This is a genomic window from Thalassospira sp. ER-Se-21-Dark (genome assembly GCF_017922435.1).
Taxonomy (GTDB): Bacteria; Pseudomonadota; Alphaproteobacteria; order Rhodospirillales; family Thalassospiraceae; genus Thalassospira.
The window spans coordinates 192287-209328 of the sequence record NZ_VDEZ01000004.1 but is presented as its reverse complement, the minus strand read 5'-3'; the positions used below and the strand labels follow the sequence as shown (position 1 = coordinate 209328).

The following is a 17042-nucleotide window of genomic DNA, read 5'->3' as shown; positions in this document are numbered from 1 at the left end:
CGCGCATAAGGACTTCGCTGCCCGTTTCGGACCCAGCGAAATCATCGGCATCATGCCCGACTATTAGAATTTGTGTTTCTCGAAATAGATATCAATTGCCCGCAAGACCGCATCGGCAATCTTTTTGCGATGAGCCGGACTTTGCAACAGCTTGGCGTCGGTCGCATTGGAAAGATATCCCATTTCAAACAGTGCCGAAGGAATATCCGGTGCCTTCAGAACCGCAAAACCGGCAAAGCGATGCGTGCGACGTTGCAGTTCGATGCTTTGGGCAAGCTGACTGACCATGTTGGCCGCAAGGGTCGCCGACAGGTTCATGGTTTCACGTTGCGCAAGATCGATCAGAATGCTTTGCACCAGCGTGTTTTCATCGGAAAGATCAATACCGGCAATGACGTCGGCCTTGTTTTCCTTGGATGCCAGTGCTGCGGCCTCTTTGTCCGATGCGTTTTCAGACAGGGTATAGACCGATGCGCCGCGATGCTTGGGATTACCAATTGAATCCGCATGCAGGGATATGAACAAATCAGCCCCGGCCTTGCGTGCGATGTCCACACGTTGGCGCAACTTAAGGAACACGTCCTTGTCACGCGTCAACAGCACGCGATACCGGCCCGATGCGGTTAGGGTTTCGGCCAGTTGGCGTGCAGCGGCAAGGGTCAGGTCCTTTTCATAGACATTGCCAACCCCGATCGCGCCCGGGTCCACCCCGCCATGCCCGGCATCAATCGCGATCAGCGGCTTGTCTTCGCCACCCCGGCCCGATTGCACCGCGACATCGACACTTTGTTCGGTCGCACTGGTATCGTTACGGCTGCGCGCAGAATAGGCTTCCATGCTCTGGCGCGATGCGGTCAGAAACGCATCGCGCTGTGTCGGTTTAAGATCAACCACCAGACGGTTGGGCTTACCGCCACCGGGCGGCAACGAGAAAATCTTTGAAACCAGCGATGGTTGCGCAACATCAAGAACCACACGGAACGTGCCCGGCTTAAACAAACCATACCGCAGACCGGAAATAAGCCCACCACCCGAAGTCACCTTGCCCGGCGGGGCGTTCCAGTCAATTTCCGGCATATCAATGATGATGCGGTACGGATCGGGTAGCAGGAAATAGGTAAAGTCGACTTCCTGATCGAGATCGATCACAAAGCGCGTGTAATCGGGATAAACCCCGAGCCGCGCGCCAAGCACCTTGGCCGTTTGGGCTGACGCACCTGATACGATGATCTGGGACGTACACAACAGCGCAAACACCACCATCATCGTTCTGGCAATTTTAACCAGCAACGATCGCGATGGTGCGTTTTTCGGCGTGGAAAATGAAGTCGCGTGCTGTGAATACATCTGTCGTTTCAGCGCCTGTTACCCTGCAAGAGCATCTGTTAAGCGCTTATAGCAATGCGTTGGTTAACGGGCAATTGACCAACAACAGAACTTGCATGACAGACCTTTCAACTTTCCGCGATGGGCATGACATGGGGCAAAACTGTAAAAACAGTGTGTTTTCATATATTTGCCCGAACCAAATCATCCAAAGGAAAATCGCGCGGATTTCTGTGTGTTTTTACACGTTACTGTCAGAAAGTCGTCACATCACGCAACAAAACTGTTTGTAGCATACGCATAAAAGGGATATGTTGCACCCGAGATTCCTATGCTTTGTGGTAAGCAACCAAAATGCCACCAGGCTGAGGACGCGACGAGTGCAGTTCTTACGGTCGGTGTCTCGGTGACGCGGCAATTCCCGCTCCCGATAGAGCCCTCCTTAAAAAGGCTGTCTTGGCGCGCTCGAAGACACGCAATCTAATTCTTTTTGTTTCAACACCAAAACCAGGTCCAACCGGAAGAGCAGCCGACACGCGATGACCCAGATACATACAGGACATATCGCGACCTTTATGGTTGGCGCCTCCGGACACGCCGGTTTGTTTGCATATCAGCGCAATTGCGCCCATAGCATTGAACTGGCGGGGCCTCCAGGAACAGGTTCCGAATGGTCAAACGTATGCTTATCGATGCAACGCACGCGGAAGAAAGCCGCGTCGTTGTTATTCACGGAAATCGCCTAGAAGAATACGACGTCGAAACTTCGACAAAAAAGCAAATCAAGGGTAATATCTATCTCGCGAAAGTCACGCGGGTAGAACCGTCGCTTCAGGCGGCCTTTGTTGACTATGGCGGAAACCGTCATGGTTTCCTTGCGTTCAGCGAAATCCATTCCGACTATTATCAAATTCCGGTTGCCGACCGTGAAGCTCTTGCCCAGCAGAGCAACACACAGGTCAAGGACGCCGAAATCGTCGAAGACAATATCGGCGATACCGAAGACAGCCCGAAAAAAGACAAGAAACCGTCGCGTTCCCGTTCGCGCCGCAAACCGCGCGCCCAGAGCAAGGACGAAGCCTCCGACACGCCAGAGGCAGAAAACACCGACGCCGCCGCATCGACCGAGGCCGCTGCCCCGTCAGATGCCGCGACCGACAATGCCGGTTCGGGCGAGGAAGAAGAAGCCAAGCCGCGTCGCCGTCGCCCGCGCAATCGTCGCAAGAAAAGCGATGATGTCGAAGCATCTGGCACGGACGCAGAAGCATCCACCGACGGCAATGACAACAACGGTTCGGACGGTGACGATACCCCGACTGGTGGCAATGCCGCCATGTCTGCGGAAATCGCCGAGCTTGAAGTTGATGTCGATGACGACGCCAACGAAGTAACCGCACTTGACGCGACCGCCGATGTTGAAGAAGACATCGAGGATATGGGTGGCGATGACGATGGCGACGAGTTCGTTGAATCACACAGCCGTCAGCTTCAGAAACGCTACAAAATTCAGGAAGTGATCAAACGCCGCCAGATCATTCTGGTTCAGGTCGTCAAGGAAGAACGCGGCAACAAGGGTGCGGCTCTTTCGACCTTCCTGTCGCTGGCCGGCCGTTATTGTGTTCTGATGCCAAACACCCCGCGTGGTGGCGGCATTTCGCGCAAGATCACCAATGCCAAGGATCGCAAGCGCCTGAAATCCATTTTGGCCGAGCTTGAGATTCCGGACGGCATGGCGGTGATCGTTCGTACCGCTGGTTCCGAACGGACCAAAGCCGAAATCAAACGCGACTTCGATTATCTGATGCGCCTGTGGGATCGTATCCGCGAAACCACCCTTCAGAGCCAGGCACCGTGCCTGATTTACGAAGAAGCCGACCTTATCAAGCGTTCCATCCGTGACCTTTATGCACGTGATGTTGATGAAGTTCTGGTGGAAGGTGACGATGGTTACCGGGTTGCCAAAGACTTCATGAAGATGCTGATGCCGTCGCATGCCAAGCGCGTGCAGCCCTACAAGGATCAGGGCGTGCCGCTGTTCCACCGTTTCCAGGTGGAAAGCCAGCTTGATGCGATGCTCAACCCGGTCGTACAGCTTAAATCCGGTGGTTATCTGGTTATCAACCCGACCGAGGCACTGGTCGCGGTTGACGTTAACTCCGGCCGTTCGACCCGTGAACGCAACATCGAAGAAACCGCTTACAAGACCAACCTTGAAGCGGCCGAAGAACTCGCACGCCAGCTGCGCCTGCGTGACCTTGCCGGTCTGATCGTTGTCGACTTTATCGACATGGAAGACCACCGCAATCAGGCGTCTGTCGAGCGCAAGCTTAAGGAAGCGATGCGCAACGACCGTGCACGTCTTCAGATCGGCCGTATCAGCCCGTTTGGTCTGCTTGAAATGTCGCGTCAGCGCCTGCGCCCGTCGCTGGTCGAAAGCGCATTTGAAGTTTGCACCCACTGCCGTGGTGTCGGCCTTGTCCGTTCGATTGAAAGTGCAGCCCTTCACCTGCTGCGCGTGATCGAAGAAGAAGGCATGCGTCGCCGTTCCGGTGCGCTGACCGTCCATGTTGCCAGTGAAGTTGCGCTTTATATCCTGAACCGCAAACGTGACTCACTTGGCGAGATCGAAAGCCGTTATGGCTTCAGCGTCATGATCTTTGGCGATGATAGCCTGATTTCACCTGATCACCGTATCGAGCGTACACGCGCGAAAAAAGGTGATGAGGTCGAAGAGGTTTCTGCGGTTCTTAATACCGACAGTGTGTCGCTGACCGCGATTGAAAACCCCGTTGATCTCGAAGAAGAAGAAGACGAAATCGAACGCAACGAAGACGACGATCAGGGCGGCAAGCGCCGTCGTCGCCGTCGTCGTCGCCGTGGCCGCAATGATGACCGCGATGATCGCAACAATGATCAGCCGCAGGAAGCATCAGACGACAGCGATGGCGCATCTGATAATGCAGATGGCAACAATAATGATGACGATGATGACGAAAGCAATCGCAAGCGCCGCCGTCGCGGCAAACGTGGTGGTCGCCGTCGTTCGCGTCGTCAGGACTTTGATGGCAACCGCACCCGTTCACCGGCTGATGATCCGGCCCTGACGGCGGCACGCCGCAATCGTGATCACGAAGCACCGGACGGCACCGATGAAAACACCGTGATCGACGCCGACAGTGAAGGTCAGGATGCCGACAGCTTTGATCAGGACGGCGTTCGTGCCGGTCGTACCCGCAGTACCACTGCCCCGGCCCCGGCCCGTCCGCGTCGTGATCGCAATGATAACCGCCGCAATCGCCGTGATCGCAACAGCCGTTCTGATCGCACTGATGGAGATGAAGATCGTGGTGATGTGAAGAACATCCCGATCCAGTCGGGCCCGGCCCCGGAAGCAAAGCCTGAAACCCAGGCGGAAGCAAAACCGGAAGCCGCAAGCGCACCGGCATCTGCCCCGGCAGAAGTCAGCGCACCGGCACCGAAGAAAGAAACGCCAAAGGCAGAAGCCCCGGTCGAAAAAACGACAGAAAAACCTGCCGAGAAGCCTGTAGAAAAACCGGCCGAGCCGAAAGCCGCCGAGCCTGCCAAGGCTGAGAAAGCTGAGCCGACACCGGCAAAAGACGAAAAACCGAAGCCGAAGAAACGCGGCTGGTGGAGCCTCGGTCGTTAAGACCGGGCATCTGAACAAACAAAAGGGCTGCCCAATGGGCAGCCCTTTTTTCGTCGTGATCTACTGAAAGATCAGCGTTTCCAGTTCTGAAGCGCCTTGACCGCACCGATCATGGTGTCTTCGCTATGCGCGAACGAGAAGCGGACATAGCCCTTGCCGCGCATGCGGTCGAAATCCGTCCCCGGTGTCGTCGCAACGCCGGTTTCTTCGAGCATCTGCTTGCAGAACGCTTCGCTGTCATTGGTCAGGTCGCGGACATCGGCATAGAGGTAAAACGCACCATCCGCCGGGGCGAACTTGGTGAAGCCCGCCTTGGGCAATCCATCAAGCAAGATTTCACGATTGCGCGCATAGGCCGCGATGTTGGCTTGTAGCTCGTCCTCGCACTGAAAGGCCGCCACCGCGGCCAGCTGCGACAATGCAGGGGCAGAGATAAACAGGTTCTGCTGCAGACATTCCACCGCGCGCATCAGATCGGGCGGGACAATCGCCCAACCCAGACGCCATCCGGTCATGGAAAAGTATTTCGAGAAACTGTTGATGACGATCGCTTCATCACCGAATTCAAGCGCGGTGCATTCGGCCACATCGCCAAATGAAATGCCCTGATAGATCTCGTCACTGATCAGGCGAATGCCGTTTTCACGGCAATAAGTTACCAGTTCCCGGTAGGTTTCAACATCGATCATGCTACCCGCCGGGTTGGACGGGCTGGCAACGATCAGACCATCAACCGGTTCATCCAGATCACGCAGCATCTGAACCGTCGGCTGATAATGGGTTTCCGGTCCGGCGGGCAGGTTGATCGTATCAATACCCAGCGCGCTTAGGATGTTGTGATAGGCGGGGTAACCAGGGGCTGCCATTGCAACACGATCACCGGCATCAAAGGCCGCCAAAAACGCCAGCACAAAGATCGATGATGAGCCACTGGCGACACAAACCCGCGCCGGATCGACCGAAACGCCGAATTTGGTTTTGTAATGACCCGCAATGGCTTCGCGCAGCGGATCAATGCCCATCGCGTTGGTATAGCCGATCAAATCGGACTCGAGCGCCTTGGCAGCGGCTTCGCGCACCTTGCGCGGTGCCGGGGTTCCGGGTTGGCCGACTTCAAGGTGGTAAACAGCCTTGCCTTCCTTTTCGCGCGCATTGGCCGCGCGCATCACGTCCATCACGATAAAGGGTGAAATTGCACCGCGAAGGGATTGTTTCAATGCCATTTGTGGGGTCCTGACATGTGTTTAGGAACAACAGGGCAGGATGATCGATGATCCCTGCCCTGTTGGTTGGTTTCTTGATTAGCGGGTTCCGGCCATGCCACCGCCTGCCGGGTCGGCAAGGAACTGGCAGCTTTCCGGATGGGGTGGCGTGCCTTCAAGGCACTTGATGACATTGACCGAAGACGCCCCGTCGGAATTCATCGAAATACCCGATGCAGCACCAGTACCAATCAGGTCTTCGGCCATGGTGGCGATCTGTTTGGTCGCACCGGCCGGCGTGCCCGTGCCGGCAATGCCGTAATAGTATTCCCAGACAAACGGGTTCACCATCAATGCCGGCCCCATCAGCGGAGTGGAAATCATATTCGCATCCCCCGCAGCCAGATTAAGGCCAAACGCATCTGCACCAAGCCCAGCACCAAACGGCTTGTTCATGGTGGTGACACAGGCAACCGCATTGGCTGCGCGGTCGACAACGACAAAGCCGCTTCGGCCAGCACCGGCCTGTGCGGCTTCAGAACCCGATGCGATATCTGCCAGATAACGGTTCAGGATATCGGCAAGTTCACCGCCCTCGGTGATGACCGAAGCGCCAGAATTGGAGCGCGGCGGATAGGCCAGATAAAGCGTTTCATTGCCAACCTTGACCTCGGTCGCAGTTTTCCACTGCGGGCGATAGTTGCGCATGTCATCAGCGGTAAGTGTACCGCCCGCCGCAGTCACGGCATTGGCGATGTCCGCACCAAGTGCACCGCTGTAAAACTCGCCCGGTCCCTTGACGCGCAGTGACGTCAGAAGGGCTGCCAGATTAACCGCACGGATACGGTCACCGACTTCAAGCATCTTGCCATCTGGGATGAAGGTGGCGCGCAATGCCGGACTGGCTTCAATCCGGGCACGGTTTGCCTCGATATCCTTAACCAGCGACCGCGATACCGGCACACCAAGGCGGGCATATTGTTCAGCCGCACTGATCAGCGAGCCCCACTGCAAACGGCCATAACGTGCGCTCAGCGCATAAAGGCCGCGCGGAACGGTCGGGATGGTGGTTGGCGTCTGATCGGAACCGGTGCGTGTGCCCGGACGTGGCCAGAAATCAAGGACTTCGACCTTTTTCGTCGCGCGATCATGGACAACACAAACCCCGCCACCGCCAATTCCGGCAACAGATGGCTTGGTCACGGTCATGGTGGCGTAAAGCGCCACAGCAGCGTCCGCAGCCGTACCACCGGCAGACAAAACATCCCGTGCATTCCGGACGGCACGTGGCTCATCAGCGACCACACCACCGAAATAACCGGACACTGCCCCTATTTGACCAAGATTTTCTGTTTCATTAGCACTACATGCGGCAAGACCGGCAGTCATTGCGATTGCGACCGCGATCCGCCATGATGGCTTGCGCGTCGGCACGGAACCGACATCAGTCGAACGAAAATATGGAACGCACATTTTGCTCAGACGCATTATTACTCTCACTGCCATTTTCCTTGTTGCCCTGCCTAGCACGGTTTTCGCGCAGGGTCGTTCTTTTATCCGCGATACAGAGATCGAGGAAACCCTTCGGATGTATGCCACGCCCATTTTCAGGGCAGCGGGCCTCGATCCGAATGGCGTGTCCATTTATATCGTTTCCGACAACAGCTTGAACGCATTTGTTGCCGGGGGCCAAAAGCTTTTTATCAATACTGGGCTGTTGTTAAAAGCAGAGACTCCCGAACAGGTTATCGGCGTTGTTGCCCACGAGACCGGCCACATATCGGGCGGCCACCTTTCACGTGTTCATGACCAGTTGCGCAATGCGTCTGCAATCTCGATTCTTTCCACAATTGCCGGTGTTGCTGCCGGTGTTGCGGCGGGGCGATCTGATGTCGGTACTGCCGCCATTCTGGGCGGTCAGAACGTGGCCACCCGTAACTTCCTTGCCTATTCGCGGACCCAGGAAAGCAGTGCTGACCAGGCCGGTGTGAAGTATTTAACAGAGGCTGGCATTTCGTCGCGTGGGATGCTGGAATTTATGCAGACCCTTGAAGGTCAGGAATTGCTGAGTACCGCAAGCCAGGACCCGTATCTGCGCAGCCACCCGTTGACCGTCGAGCGTGTCGATTTCCTTGAAAATTATGTATCCAACTCGTCGCTCAAAGATGCAAAGGTCAGCCCGGATCTGTATGAGCGCCATGCCCGCATGCGCGCCAAACTGTTTGCCTTTACCAACCATATTCAAAATACCATGCGCACCTATCCCGAAAGCGATACGAGCATTGCCGCACGTTATGCCCGCTCGATTGCCTATTACCGGGATTCACAACTTGAGCCCGCGCTTGAGATAATCGAAGGCCTGATCGCCGAGGAACCATCCAATCCCTATTTCGAAGAACTGAAAGGCCAGATTCTTCTGGAATTCGGGCGTGCGCGCGATGCAATCCCACCGCTGCAAAAGTCGGCCGAACTTTCAAACGGTGCGCCACTTATCCGACTTCTTCTGGCGCATGCGATGATCGAAACCGGGGATGAGGCCTATCTGGCCCCCGCCAAGGAAAACCTGATCGGGGTATTGTCGCGCGAACGCGGCAATGCATCGGCATGGCGGTTCCGGGCTATTGTTGAAAACCGTCTTGGCAATGAAGGCGAAGCATCCCTGTCACAGGCGGAATACAGCCTTTTGACCGGTGATCGACAAGCGGCGAGCTATCATGCTGTGCAGGCCGACCGGAAGCTTGAAAAGGGCACGGCCACATGGGTTCGTGCGCAAGACATTCTCCAGGCGACCAATCCTGATGGTGTACCGGGCAAGGACGCCGCCAATTGACGTCTTCGCCCGCACTGCGTGCCAAGCCACGGACCGCGCGCGCCTTCACATCCAGAAGGGTTTTGGCGTCTATAATGGTCGTGCTGGGATCGCTGAGCATAACAAGTTGCAGCCTGCCCGGTGCTGGTGTGGATGTCAGTGGTGACCTGAAACTTCTGTATGCGCCTTTTTCATTATCCAACCCGCCGCGCTATTGGCAGGTCAATCAAAAGCCTGACGTATCACCTGCCCCGCTTGGTTGGAAGGACAAGGACGGACGCATTGCCCTTGCCGCGCGCCCTGGAATGGGGGTATTTGAAATCGGTCGGCGGACAAATGTGATCGTGCTGGCCTCACCATTTTTGTCTTTTGACTGGCAATTCAACAGCGCGGCCCAAGTCGGCGATGTTGAACTGGTGCTTGGCTTCCGACGGCAGGCACAGGGAAGCTGGACGGAAAGCGACCTTGGATCCGGAAAACCAACGATGGATCAGGAAGTCCGCATCGCCGTTGGCCAGTATGAAGTGCGGTACGGTGAATGGCACCGCGAATATTTCGATCTGGCGACACTTTATCGGCGATATTGGCCCGATGCCCAGGCCGACGAGGTACGCCTTGTATGGATAGGCATTGTTTCGGGCGATGATCACATCGCCGCACAGAATAGTGTGATACATCTAACGCATATTTTACTTTCACGTTAGCAACGAGATCACGTATCAAAAACCATCACATTTCATCAGGGTCAGGACCACAGCATTACACACTGGCCAGAGACAAAAGGACGCCCAATGAACTCCCATATCGCAAAACGCTTTCTTGCTGGCACAGCACTTGGTATTGGCATGCTGATTGGCGCGCAGCCTGCCTTCGCGCAGGATAGCCTGAGCGCTAAACAGAAAACCGAAATCGAAGGCGTTATTGAACAATACCTGCTTGATAACCCGGATGTTCTTTTACGCGCGATCCAGAATGTCCAATCCTGGCAGGCCGCAGAGCAGTCCCGCCAGCAGGCTGCAGCCATCACCCCTGTCTGGGATGCTCTGGTTGCCGACAGTTCCGTTCCCTCGGTCGGGCCGGTTGATGCGCCGGTGACCGTGATCGAGTTTTTTGATTACCACTGCGGTTATTGCAAGCGCGCCTTTGATGGCGTGAAGGAAATTGCCGAAAACAGTGATGGCAAGGTTCGCACGATCTTTGTCGAATTCCCGATCCTGAGCGAGGAAAGCACCCTTGCCGCCCGTGCTGCGCTCGCCGCCGACAAGCAGGACAAATACATGGAAGCCCACGAAGCCTTCATGACCAACCGCGGCCTGCTTGATCAGGAACGTATCAATGAACTGGCCACTGGTGTTGGCATCGACGTCGAACAGATGCTTGAAGACATGAAGGCGCCTGAAATCACCGGCATGCTGGCACAGTATTCAAGCATGGCGCGCGCCATCGGCATTTCCGGCACCCCGGCCTTCCTGATCAATGGCACGCTGGTTTCGGGCGCAGACATGGAGCGTGTAAATGCGCTGGTCGATGCCGGACTGAAAGACGCGTCCTGATCAAGACCACCTGACCAAACACAAAACGCCAACATGTGCAGATTTGTTGTTTCGCCGTCTCAATGAAAAATAAAAGGCCGTTTCAATACTGAAACGGCCTTTTGCATTACAGCTTGTCGCAAGTATAACGCCTAGATAATTCCGGCCAGTGGCGAGGATGGATCGGCATATTTCTTTTTGGGCATGCGCCCCGCCAGGAAAGACTCACGCCCGGCAATGATGGCATGTTTCATTGCGCGCGCCATACGGATCGGGTCCTTTGCCCCGGCGATTGCGGTATTCATCAAGACACCGTCGCAGCCCAGTTCCATGGCAACGGCGGCATCGGATGCACTGCCAACGCCTGCATCAACCAGAACCGGCACATTGGCGTTCTCCTTGATCAGCGCAATATTGACCGGGTTCAAAATCCCCATGCCAGAACCGATCAGCGAGCCCAGCGGCATGATCGCGCAGCAGCCCATATCTTCAAGCATCTTGGCCTGAATGGGATCGTCGCTGCAATAAACCATCACATCAAAGCCATCCTTGATCAGGGCTTCGGCCGCCTTAAGCGTTTCGGGCATGTTGGGATACAGCGTGGCCTGATCGCCCAGCACTTCGAGTTTCACCAAATTCCAGCCGCCTGCTTCGCGTGCAAGGCGCAGGGTGCGCACAGCATCATCGGCGGTAAAACAGCCGGCCGTATTGGGCAGATAGGTGTATTTTTTCGGGTCGACATAATCGACCAGCATCGGCTGGTTCGGGTCGGTCAGGTTCACGCGGCGCACGGCAACTGTGACGATTTCGGCACCGGATGCCTCAATCGCGATTTTGGTTTCTTCAAAATCCTTGTACTTGCCAGTCCCTACCAGCAAGCGTGACGAGAATTTCTTGCCCGCAACAACGAAACCGTCATCGTCTGCTGCGGCCAGGCCTGCTTCATGTGACCCACCGCCGATAAAATGCACGATTTCAAGCTTGTCGCCATCGGCCAGCCGGGTTTCGCCATAGGCCGTTTTGGGAACGATTTCCAGATTGCGTTCGACCGCGACCTTGGTCTGGGCGATTCCAAGCTCGCCAAGAAGTTCGGCAACGTTTCCAGCATTTTCGATGGTGCGGTCTTCACCGTTGATCGTAAGACGCATCTTTCCGTTTCATCCATGTGGTATCAAATTATTCACAATTGCCGCGCAGTATGCGCAGCACGCTCGCCCGAAGCAAGCCGTCTTGCATCGCTTTTTAGTGTTGATGACCCGGCAAGCTCGCCTCGCTGGCCAATCATGCACCCCGGAAGCATCAAGGCCACGTTGCAAAGGCCAATGCAAAGTTGCGTCAGACTTTGGTCGTGTTATAAACGCAACTCCAAATGTTGGGCATTCAGAAGCGGATTGCTTCGCGGTTCGGGCATTCCTGAACGGTCGAGACACCCTGCGGACTGATGCGCGATGGATGCTTCGAAGCAAGAATGGAAGTGAACGAGTTGACTGGTTTTAGGCAAAACCGACAAGAAGACTCTGGCATTCTTGGCAATGCTAAGGCATATACGCACACATCGGTTGCGATCCTTGAAGCTTTCGCCGCATTGTTCTTGGCGAAATTCGGGATTCATCTGTCCAATATTCAAAAGCGGAATGCATTCAGACACGATTTAAACGTCTCGAAAGCTGCAAACGGCATGATCTACGGCTTTGGCTCCCGGAGCACCAAGAACGCCCTGGATGCCATGCGCGGATTGATCCACACACCATCATAAAGATATCGAAATGAGCAAGTTCAACATCGACAATGACGCCATTCGCCAGCTCGCCGAGCTGCTGGACGACACCAATCTGACCGAAATTGAAGTTGCCGCAGGTGACAACCGTATTCGCGTCGCCCGTCAGGGCACCATGGTTGCTGCTGCTCCGGCTGTGGCGCCGGCTGCTCCGGCTGCGTCCGCGCCGGCTGTTGCGGCGCCGTCTGATGCCGCCTCCCATCCGGGTGCGGTTAAATCGCCGATGGTCGGCGTTGTCTATTTTGCACCGGAACCGGGTGCGGCTCCGTTCATCTCGGTCGGCGCAAGCATTGCCGAAGGCCAGACCCTGATGCTGATCGAAGCGATGAAAACCTTCAACCCGATCCGCGCACCAAAATCTGGCAAGATCACCCAGATTATCGCGACCGACGGCCATCCGGTCGAATATGACGAGCCGCTAGTCATTATTGAATAAGCCGGGGTATCAACCGCATGTTCGACAAAATCCTGATTGCCAACCGTGGCGAAATCGCGCTTCGTATTCAGCGCGCCTGCCGCGAAATGGGCATCAAAACTGTCGCGGTGCATTCCACTGCTGATGCGGACGCCATGCATGTGCGTCTGGCCGACGAATCGGTCTGCATCGGCCCGGCAGCATCCAAAGACAGCTATCTGAATATTCCGGCCATTCTTTCGGCTGCTGAAATCACCGGGGCCGAGGCCATCCATCCGGGCTATGGCTTCCTGTCGGAAAACGCTGATTTCGCCTCCATGGTCGAAGAGCACGGCTTTGCCTTCATCGGCCCGACGCCGGAACATATCCGCATGATGGGTGACAAGATCACGGCAAAACAGACGGCCGAAAAGCTTGGCATTCCGTGTGTTCCGGGATCTGATGGTGAAATCACCAGCGTTGATGAAGCCCGCAAATGCGCCAAGGAGATCGGTTTCCCGGTCCTGATCAAGGCATCAGGCGGCGGCGGCGGTCGCGGTATGAAAGTGGTCGAGCGCGAAGAAGACCTTGCCGAAGCATTTTCCATGACCCGTAAGGAAGCATTGCAGAACTTTGGCAATGCCGCCGTTTACATGGAAAAGTACCTTGGCAAACCGCGCCACATCGAATTGCAGGTCATCGGGGATACGCACGGCAACGCCGTTCACCTGTTTGAACGCGATTGCTCGTTGCAGCGCCGCCACCAGAAGGTGCTTGAAGAAGCCCCGTCTCCGACCCTAACACCGGAAGAACGCGAACGGATCGGTTCCACGGTTGCCAATGCCATGATCGGCATGGGCTATCGCAATGCCGGCACCATCGAGTTCCTCTATGAAAATGGCGAGTTCTATTTCATCGAAATGAACACCCGCCTTCAGGTGGAACACCCGGTCACCGAAATGATTTCCGGTGTTGACCTTGTGCGCGAACAGATCCGCGTTGCAGCTGGTCTTGAGCTGTCATTCAAGCAGGAAGACCTCGAAATTCATGGTCACGCCATTGAATGCCGCATCAACGCCGAAGACCCGCAGACCTTTGTCCCGTCACCGGGCAAGATCAAGGAATATCATGCCCCTGGCGGTCTGGGCGTTCGTGTCGATAGCGGTATTTACACCGGTTATTCGATCCCGCCTTATTACGACAGCATGATCGCAAAACTGATTGTTCATGGTCGTGACCGTGAAGAGTGCATGATGCGTCTGCGCCGCGCCTTGGCGGAATATGCGATTGGCGGCATCAAAACCACCATTCCGCTGCATCAAACACTTCTTGCCAACCCCGACATCCAGAAAGGGGATTATGACATCCACTGGCTGGAAAAGTTCATGGGCATGAATAAAACGCTGTGATCAGCGCCTAAGCCAATTTCAAACGGGAACCTTCGGGTTCCCGTTTTTCGTTTGAGATTTAAATCAAAAATTTAATCGCGCTTCCCTATTATAAGGGACCGGTTCAAACTGGAAATGGTAACGACCTTGTCGCATGCGACCGGGTCACTCATATGTAAGCAACCACCAGAAAAACAGGACCAAAGCAATTATCACTGCGATCATGTCAAACCAGCTGACCCCTGATCTTTTGATCCGCGCCTATTCCGTCGGCCTGTTTCCCATGGCCGAAAGCCATGATGATCCAACCCTGTACTGGATTGATCCGGAGTGGCGCGGCGTCTTGCCGCTTGACGGGTTTCATGTCCCGCGCAGCCTGCGCAAGGCTGTGCGCAAGGGTACCTATAAGATCCATGTCGACCGGGCCTTTCCCGACGTTATCCGCGCCTGTGCGGAGCCCACCGATACCCGCGACGATACCTGGATCAACAGCAACATCCTTGATGCATATTGTGCACTTCACAAGATGGGCTGCGCGCATTCGATCGAGGCATGGAAAGATGGCGAGCTGGTTGGTGGTTTGTATGGCGTCAGTCTGGGCAAGGCGTTCTTTGGTGAAAGCATGTTTTCACGCGCGACAAACGCGTCGAAAGTCGCCCTTGTCCATCTGGTCGCGCTGATGCGTCAGGGTGGCTACAGCCTGCTTGATACGCAGTTCGTCAATGATCACCTCAAACAGTTCGGTGTCGAAGAAATCCCGCGCGAACGATATCGCAACGAACTGGCCAAGGCATTGACGGGGCGCGCCAACCTTCCGTTTGAAGTCGATCCCGAAATCCTTGAAGAAACCCTGACAGGCGGCGATAGTAAGCCACACTCGCCCTCCTGAGTTCGGCCGAACCGATTGACCTTCACGCCAAGACGAGCACCGCATGCAAATTCGCCCCGCCACCGAACAAGATGTTCCAGCCATTCTTGATATTGTCGCCCCCATCCTTCGGGCCGGGGATACCTATGCCATTGATTGCAATATGAGTGATGACGACGTCATTGCCTATTGGATGGGAAAGGACAAGGTCACACTGGTTGCCGAGGAAGACGGCAAGATCGTTGGCACCTATTACATCCGCCAAAATCAGGGCGGCGGCGGATCGCACGTTTGTAATTGCGGCTATATGACACCTCCTGCGGCCAGTGGCCGGGGCATTGCGCGGCGCATGTGTGAAGATTCACTGATCCGCGCCAAGGAGCTTGGATACCGCGCGATGCAATTCAATTTCGTCATCGCCAGCAACGCCGCCGCCGTGCATCTGTGGCCGACGCTTGGGTTTGAGATTGTCGGGCGCCTACCCGGTGCCTTCATGCACCCGACATTGGGTGAAACCGATGCACTGGTGATGTATCGCAAGCTGTAAGCAACGCAGACACCAAGACAGAAAAAGGGCGGGGACCATCTGGCACCCGCCCTTCTTTATTTTCTTAAACCGGTTCAGATCAGAACAGGAAGCGCACGCGAAGTGTACCTTCGATCGCCGAGAGTTCCTTGCGAACGCCCTCGCCCGGTTTGATTTCCTCGTCGACCTCGACCACCACATAACCAACGCCGCCTTCTGAGCGCAGATACTGGCCGCTGATGTTGATGCCACGACGGGCAAACACATCGTTGATCTTAAGCAGCACGCCCGGCACGTTGCGGTGAATGTGCATGAAGCGGGTGTGGGTACGGTCCTTGACCGGAAGTGACACTTCCGGGAAGTTCACAGCCCCTAGGGTCGAGCCGTTATCGGAATAGGTGATCAGCTTGTCTGCGACCTCGATCCCGATATTTTCCTGTGCCTCCTGGGTCGAACCACCGATATGCGGGGTCAGGATGACGTTGCTCATACCGCGCAGCGGGCTTTCGAACTGCTCGTCCTTGCCGGCCGGTTCGACCGGGAAAACGTCAATCGCCGCACCGGCCAAATGACCACTTTCAAGGGCGGCGGCCAGATCTTCGATCACGATGACATTGCCACGTGCCGCATTGATCAGGTGTGCGCCCTTTTTCATCTTGGCGAGCTCAGTCGCCGTGATCATGTTCTTGGTCTGCTCATTGGCCGGAACATGCAGCGACACCACATCGGATCTGGCAAGCAGTTCATCCATCGACGAACAGGAATTGGCATTGCCCATGGCAAGCTTATTGATGACGTCAAAATAGATGACATTCATGCCAAGCGATTCCGCCAGCACAGAAAGCTGCGAACCGATATGGCCATAGCCGATGATACCAAGCGTCTTGCCACGTGCCTCGTATGAGCCATGGGCATTTTTCAGCCAGTCGCCTTCATGGGCGGCTGCGTTACGTTTGGGAATACCACGCAGCAGCATGATGATCTGGCCCAGCACCAGTTCGGCAACCGAACGGGTGTTGGAATACGGTGCGTTAAACACCGGGATACCGCGCATCGCAGCGGCCTGCAGGTCAACCTGGTTGGTGCCGATGCAGAAACAGCCGATCGAGGTCAGCTTGGACGCAGCTTCGATAACGTCTTCGGTCAGTTTGGTGCGGGAACGAATGCCCAAAAAGTGCGCTTCGGAGACAACGGACTTCAATTCGTCCGCGTCGAGCGCAGCAGGGTAATGGTCGACATTTGAGTAGCCGGCCTCTTTGAACATCTTTACAGCGTTTTCATGGATACCTTCGAGCAGGACAACCTTGATCTTGTCCTTCTCCAACGAAAGTTTGCTGTTCACGGCGCACCATCCTTTTCTTCGCGAGGGCGACACGGGAAAATCCCCGAGCCGTTTTCAGACCCATTCCAAATGGCCTGTCGCACAATGAAATAGGACTTAGATGCGCTTCCGTCAAAGGCTTTCCCTTGCGTAAATGCGCATTGCGCATATCTTCTGAACGCATATACCGGCTAATGCGTATAAAAATAAGGCCTCGGGAGTTAAACCGGGC

14 protein-coding genes are annotated in these 17042 nt (G+C 55.6%); 9 read left to right on the top strand and 5 right to left on the bottom strand.

Translation table 11 applies throughout. The features are described 5' to 3' along the window. Positions 1-63: 63 nt before the first annotated feature. On the bottom strand, positions 64-1347 hold the full coding sequence (locus FHI25_RS16295; protein ID WP_246879154.1) for an N-acetylmuramoyl-L-alanine amidase: 1284 nt from the start codon (positions 1345-1347) through the stop codon (positions 64-66). Positions 1348-1996: 649 nt separating this feature from the next. Between FHI25_RS16295 and FHI25_RS16290 the strand changes: the two genes are divergently transcribed. Further along, entirely contained in the window at positions 1997-4993 is a 2997-nt protein-coding gene (locus FHI25_RS16290) for an Rne/Rng family ribonuclease (protein WP_210519562.1), read from the top strand. 71 nt (positions 4994-5064) lie between these two features. On the opposite strand, the gene FHI25_RS16285 is transcribed toward FHI25_RS16290, so the two are convergent. Both FHI25_RS16285 and FHI25_RS16280 read right to left on the bottom strand, forming a co-directional pair. After that, the gene (locus FHI25_RS16285; RefSeq protein ID WP_210519560.1) at positions 5065-6216 is read right to left on the bottom strand and encodes an aminotransferase class I/II-fold pyridoxal phosphate-dependent enzyme; all 1152 of its coding nucleotides are present in this window, start codon (positions 6214-6216) and stop codon (positions 5065-5067) included. 78 nt (positions 6217-6294) lie between these two features. Continuing rightward, positions 6295-7683 (bottom strand): gamma-glutamyltransferase, encoded by a 1389-nt coding sequence (locus FHI25_RS16280; RefSeq protein ID WP_210519558.1) that lies wholly within the window; start codon positions 7681-7683, stop codon positions 6295-6297. Here FHI25_RS16280 and FHI25_RS16275 point away from each other — a divergent pair. The 3 genes from FHI25_RS16275 (at position 7616) to FHI25_RS16265 (ending at position 10557) form a co-directional block, all read left to right on the top strand. Then, positions 7616-9025, top strand: coding sequence for a M48 family metalloprotease (locus FHI25_RS16275; protein ID WP_338010102.1), 1410 nt, complete (start codon positions 7616-7618; stop codon positions 9023-9025). The genes FHI25_RS16280 and FHI25_RS16275 overlap by 68 nt on opposite strands. Next, the gene (locus FHI25_RS16270; RefSeq protein WP_246879153.1) at positions 9022-9708 is read left to right on the top strand and encodes a hypothetical protein; all 687 of its coding nucleotides are present in this window, start codon (positions 9022-9024) and stop codon (positions 9706-9708) included. The genes FHI25_RS16275 and FHI25_RS16270 overlap by 4 nt, the downstream gene beginning before the upstream one ends. Positions 9709-9795: 87 nt before the next feature. Then, positions 9796-10557 carry a DsbA family protein gene (locus FHI25_RS16265; protein ID WP_210519556.1) on the top strand — a complete coding sequence of 254 codons (762 nt, stop codon included), beginning with the start codon at positions 9796-9798 and terminating at the stop codon, positions 10555-10557. Between the two features lie 131 nt (positions 10558-10688). Here the strand turns inward: FHI25_RS16265 and thiS are convergent, their stop codons facing one another. Next, the gene (gene thiS / locus FHI25_RS16260; RefSeq protein WP_064781543.1) at positions 10689-11684 is read right to left on the bottom strand and encodes a sulfur carrier protein ThiS; all 996 of its coding nucleotides are present in this window, start codon (positions 11682-11684) and stop codon (positions 10689-10691) included. 320 nt (positions 11685-12004) lie between these two features. Between thiS and FHI25_RS16255 the strand changes: the two genes are divergently transcribed. The 5 genes from FHI25_RS16255 to FHI25_RS16235 all read left to right on the top strand — a co-directional run bounded on the left by FHI25_RS16255 (position 12005) and on the right by FHI25_RS16235 (position 15510). Next, positions 12005-12292 carry a type II 3-dehydroquinate dehydratase gene (locus FHI25_RS16255; RefSeq protein WP_210519555.1) on the top strand — a complete coding sequence of 96 codons (288 nt, stop codon included), beginning with the start codon at positions 12005-12007 and terminating at the stop codon, positions 12290-12292. Positions 12293-12302: 10 nt separating this feature from the next. Beyond that, entirely contained in the window at positions 12303-12749 is a 447-nt protein-coding gene (locus FHI25_RS16250) for an acetyl-CoA carboxylase biotin carboxyl carrier protein subunit (RefSeq protein ID WP_210519553.1), read from the top strand. Positions 12750-12766: 17 nt separating this feature from the next. Beyond that, positions 12767-14116 carry an acetyl-CoA carboxylase biotin carboxylase subunit gene (accC, locus tag FHI25_RS16245; protein ID WP_008890611.1) on the top strand — a complete coding sequence of 450 codons (1350 nt, stop codon included), beginning with the start codon at positions 12767-12769 and terminating at the stop codon, positions 14114-14116. A gap of 202 nt (positions 14117-14318) precedes the next feature. Beyond that, complete coding sequence (gene aat / locus FHI25_RS16240) at positions 14319-14984, top strand: leucyl/phenylalanyl-tRNA--protein transferase (RefSeq protein ID WP_064789837.1); 666 nt, start codon at positions 14319-14321, stop codon at positions 14982-14984. Between the two features lie 43 nt (positions 14985-15027). Further along, the gene (locus FHI25_RS16235; RefSeq protein WP_210519551.1) at positions 15028-15510 is read left to right on the top strand and encodes an N-acetyltransferase; all 483 of its coding nucleotides are present in this window, start codon (positions 15028-15030) and stop codon (positions 15508-15510) included. A 79-nt stretch (positions 15511-15589) separates the two neighbouring features. Here FHI25_RS16235 and serA read toward each other — a convergent pair whose 3' ends face one another. Then, positions 15590-16831, bottom strand: coding sequence for a phosphoglycerate dehydrogenase (serA, locus tag FHI25_RS16230; RefSeq protein ID WP_063088315.1), 1242 nt, complete (start codon positions 16829-16831; stop codon positions 15590-15592). Between the last annotated feature and the right edge of the window lie 211 nt (positions 16832-17042).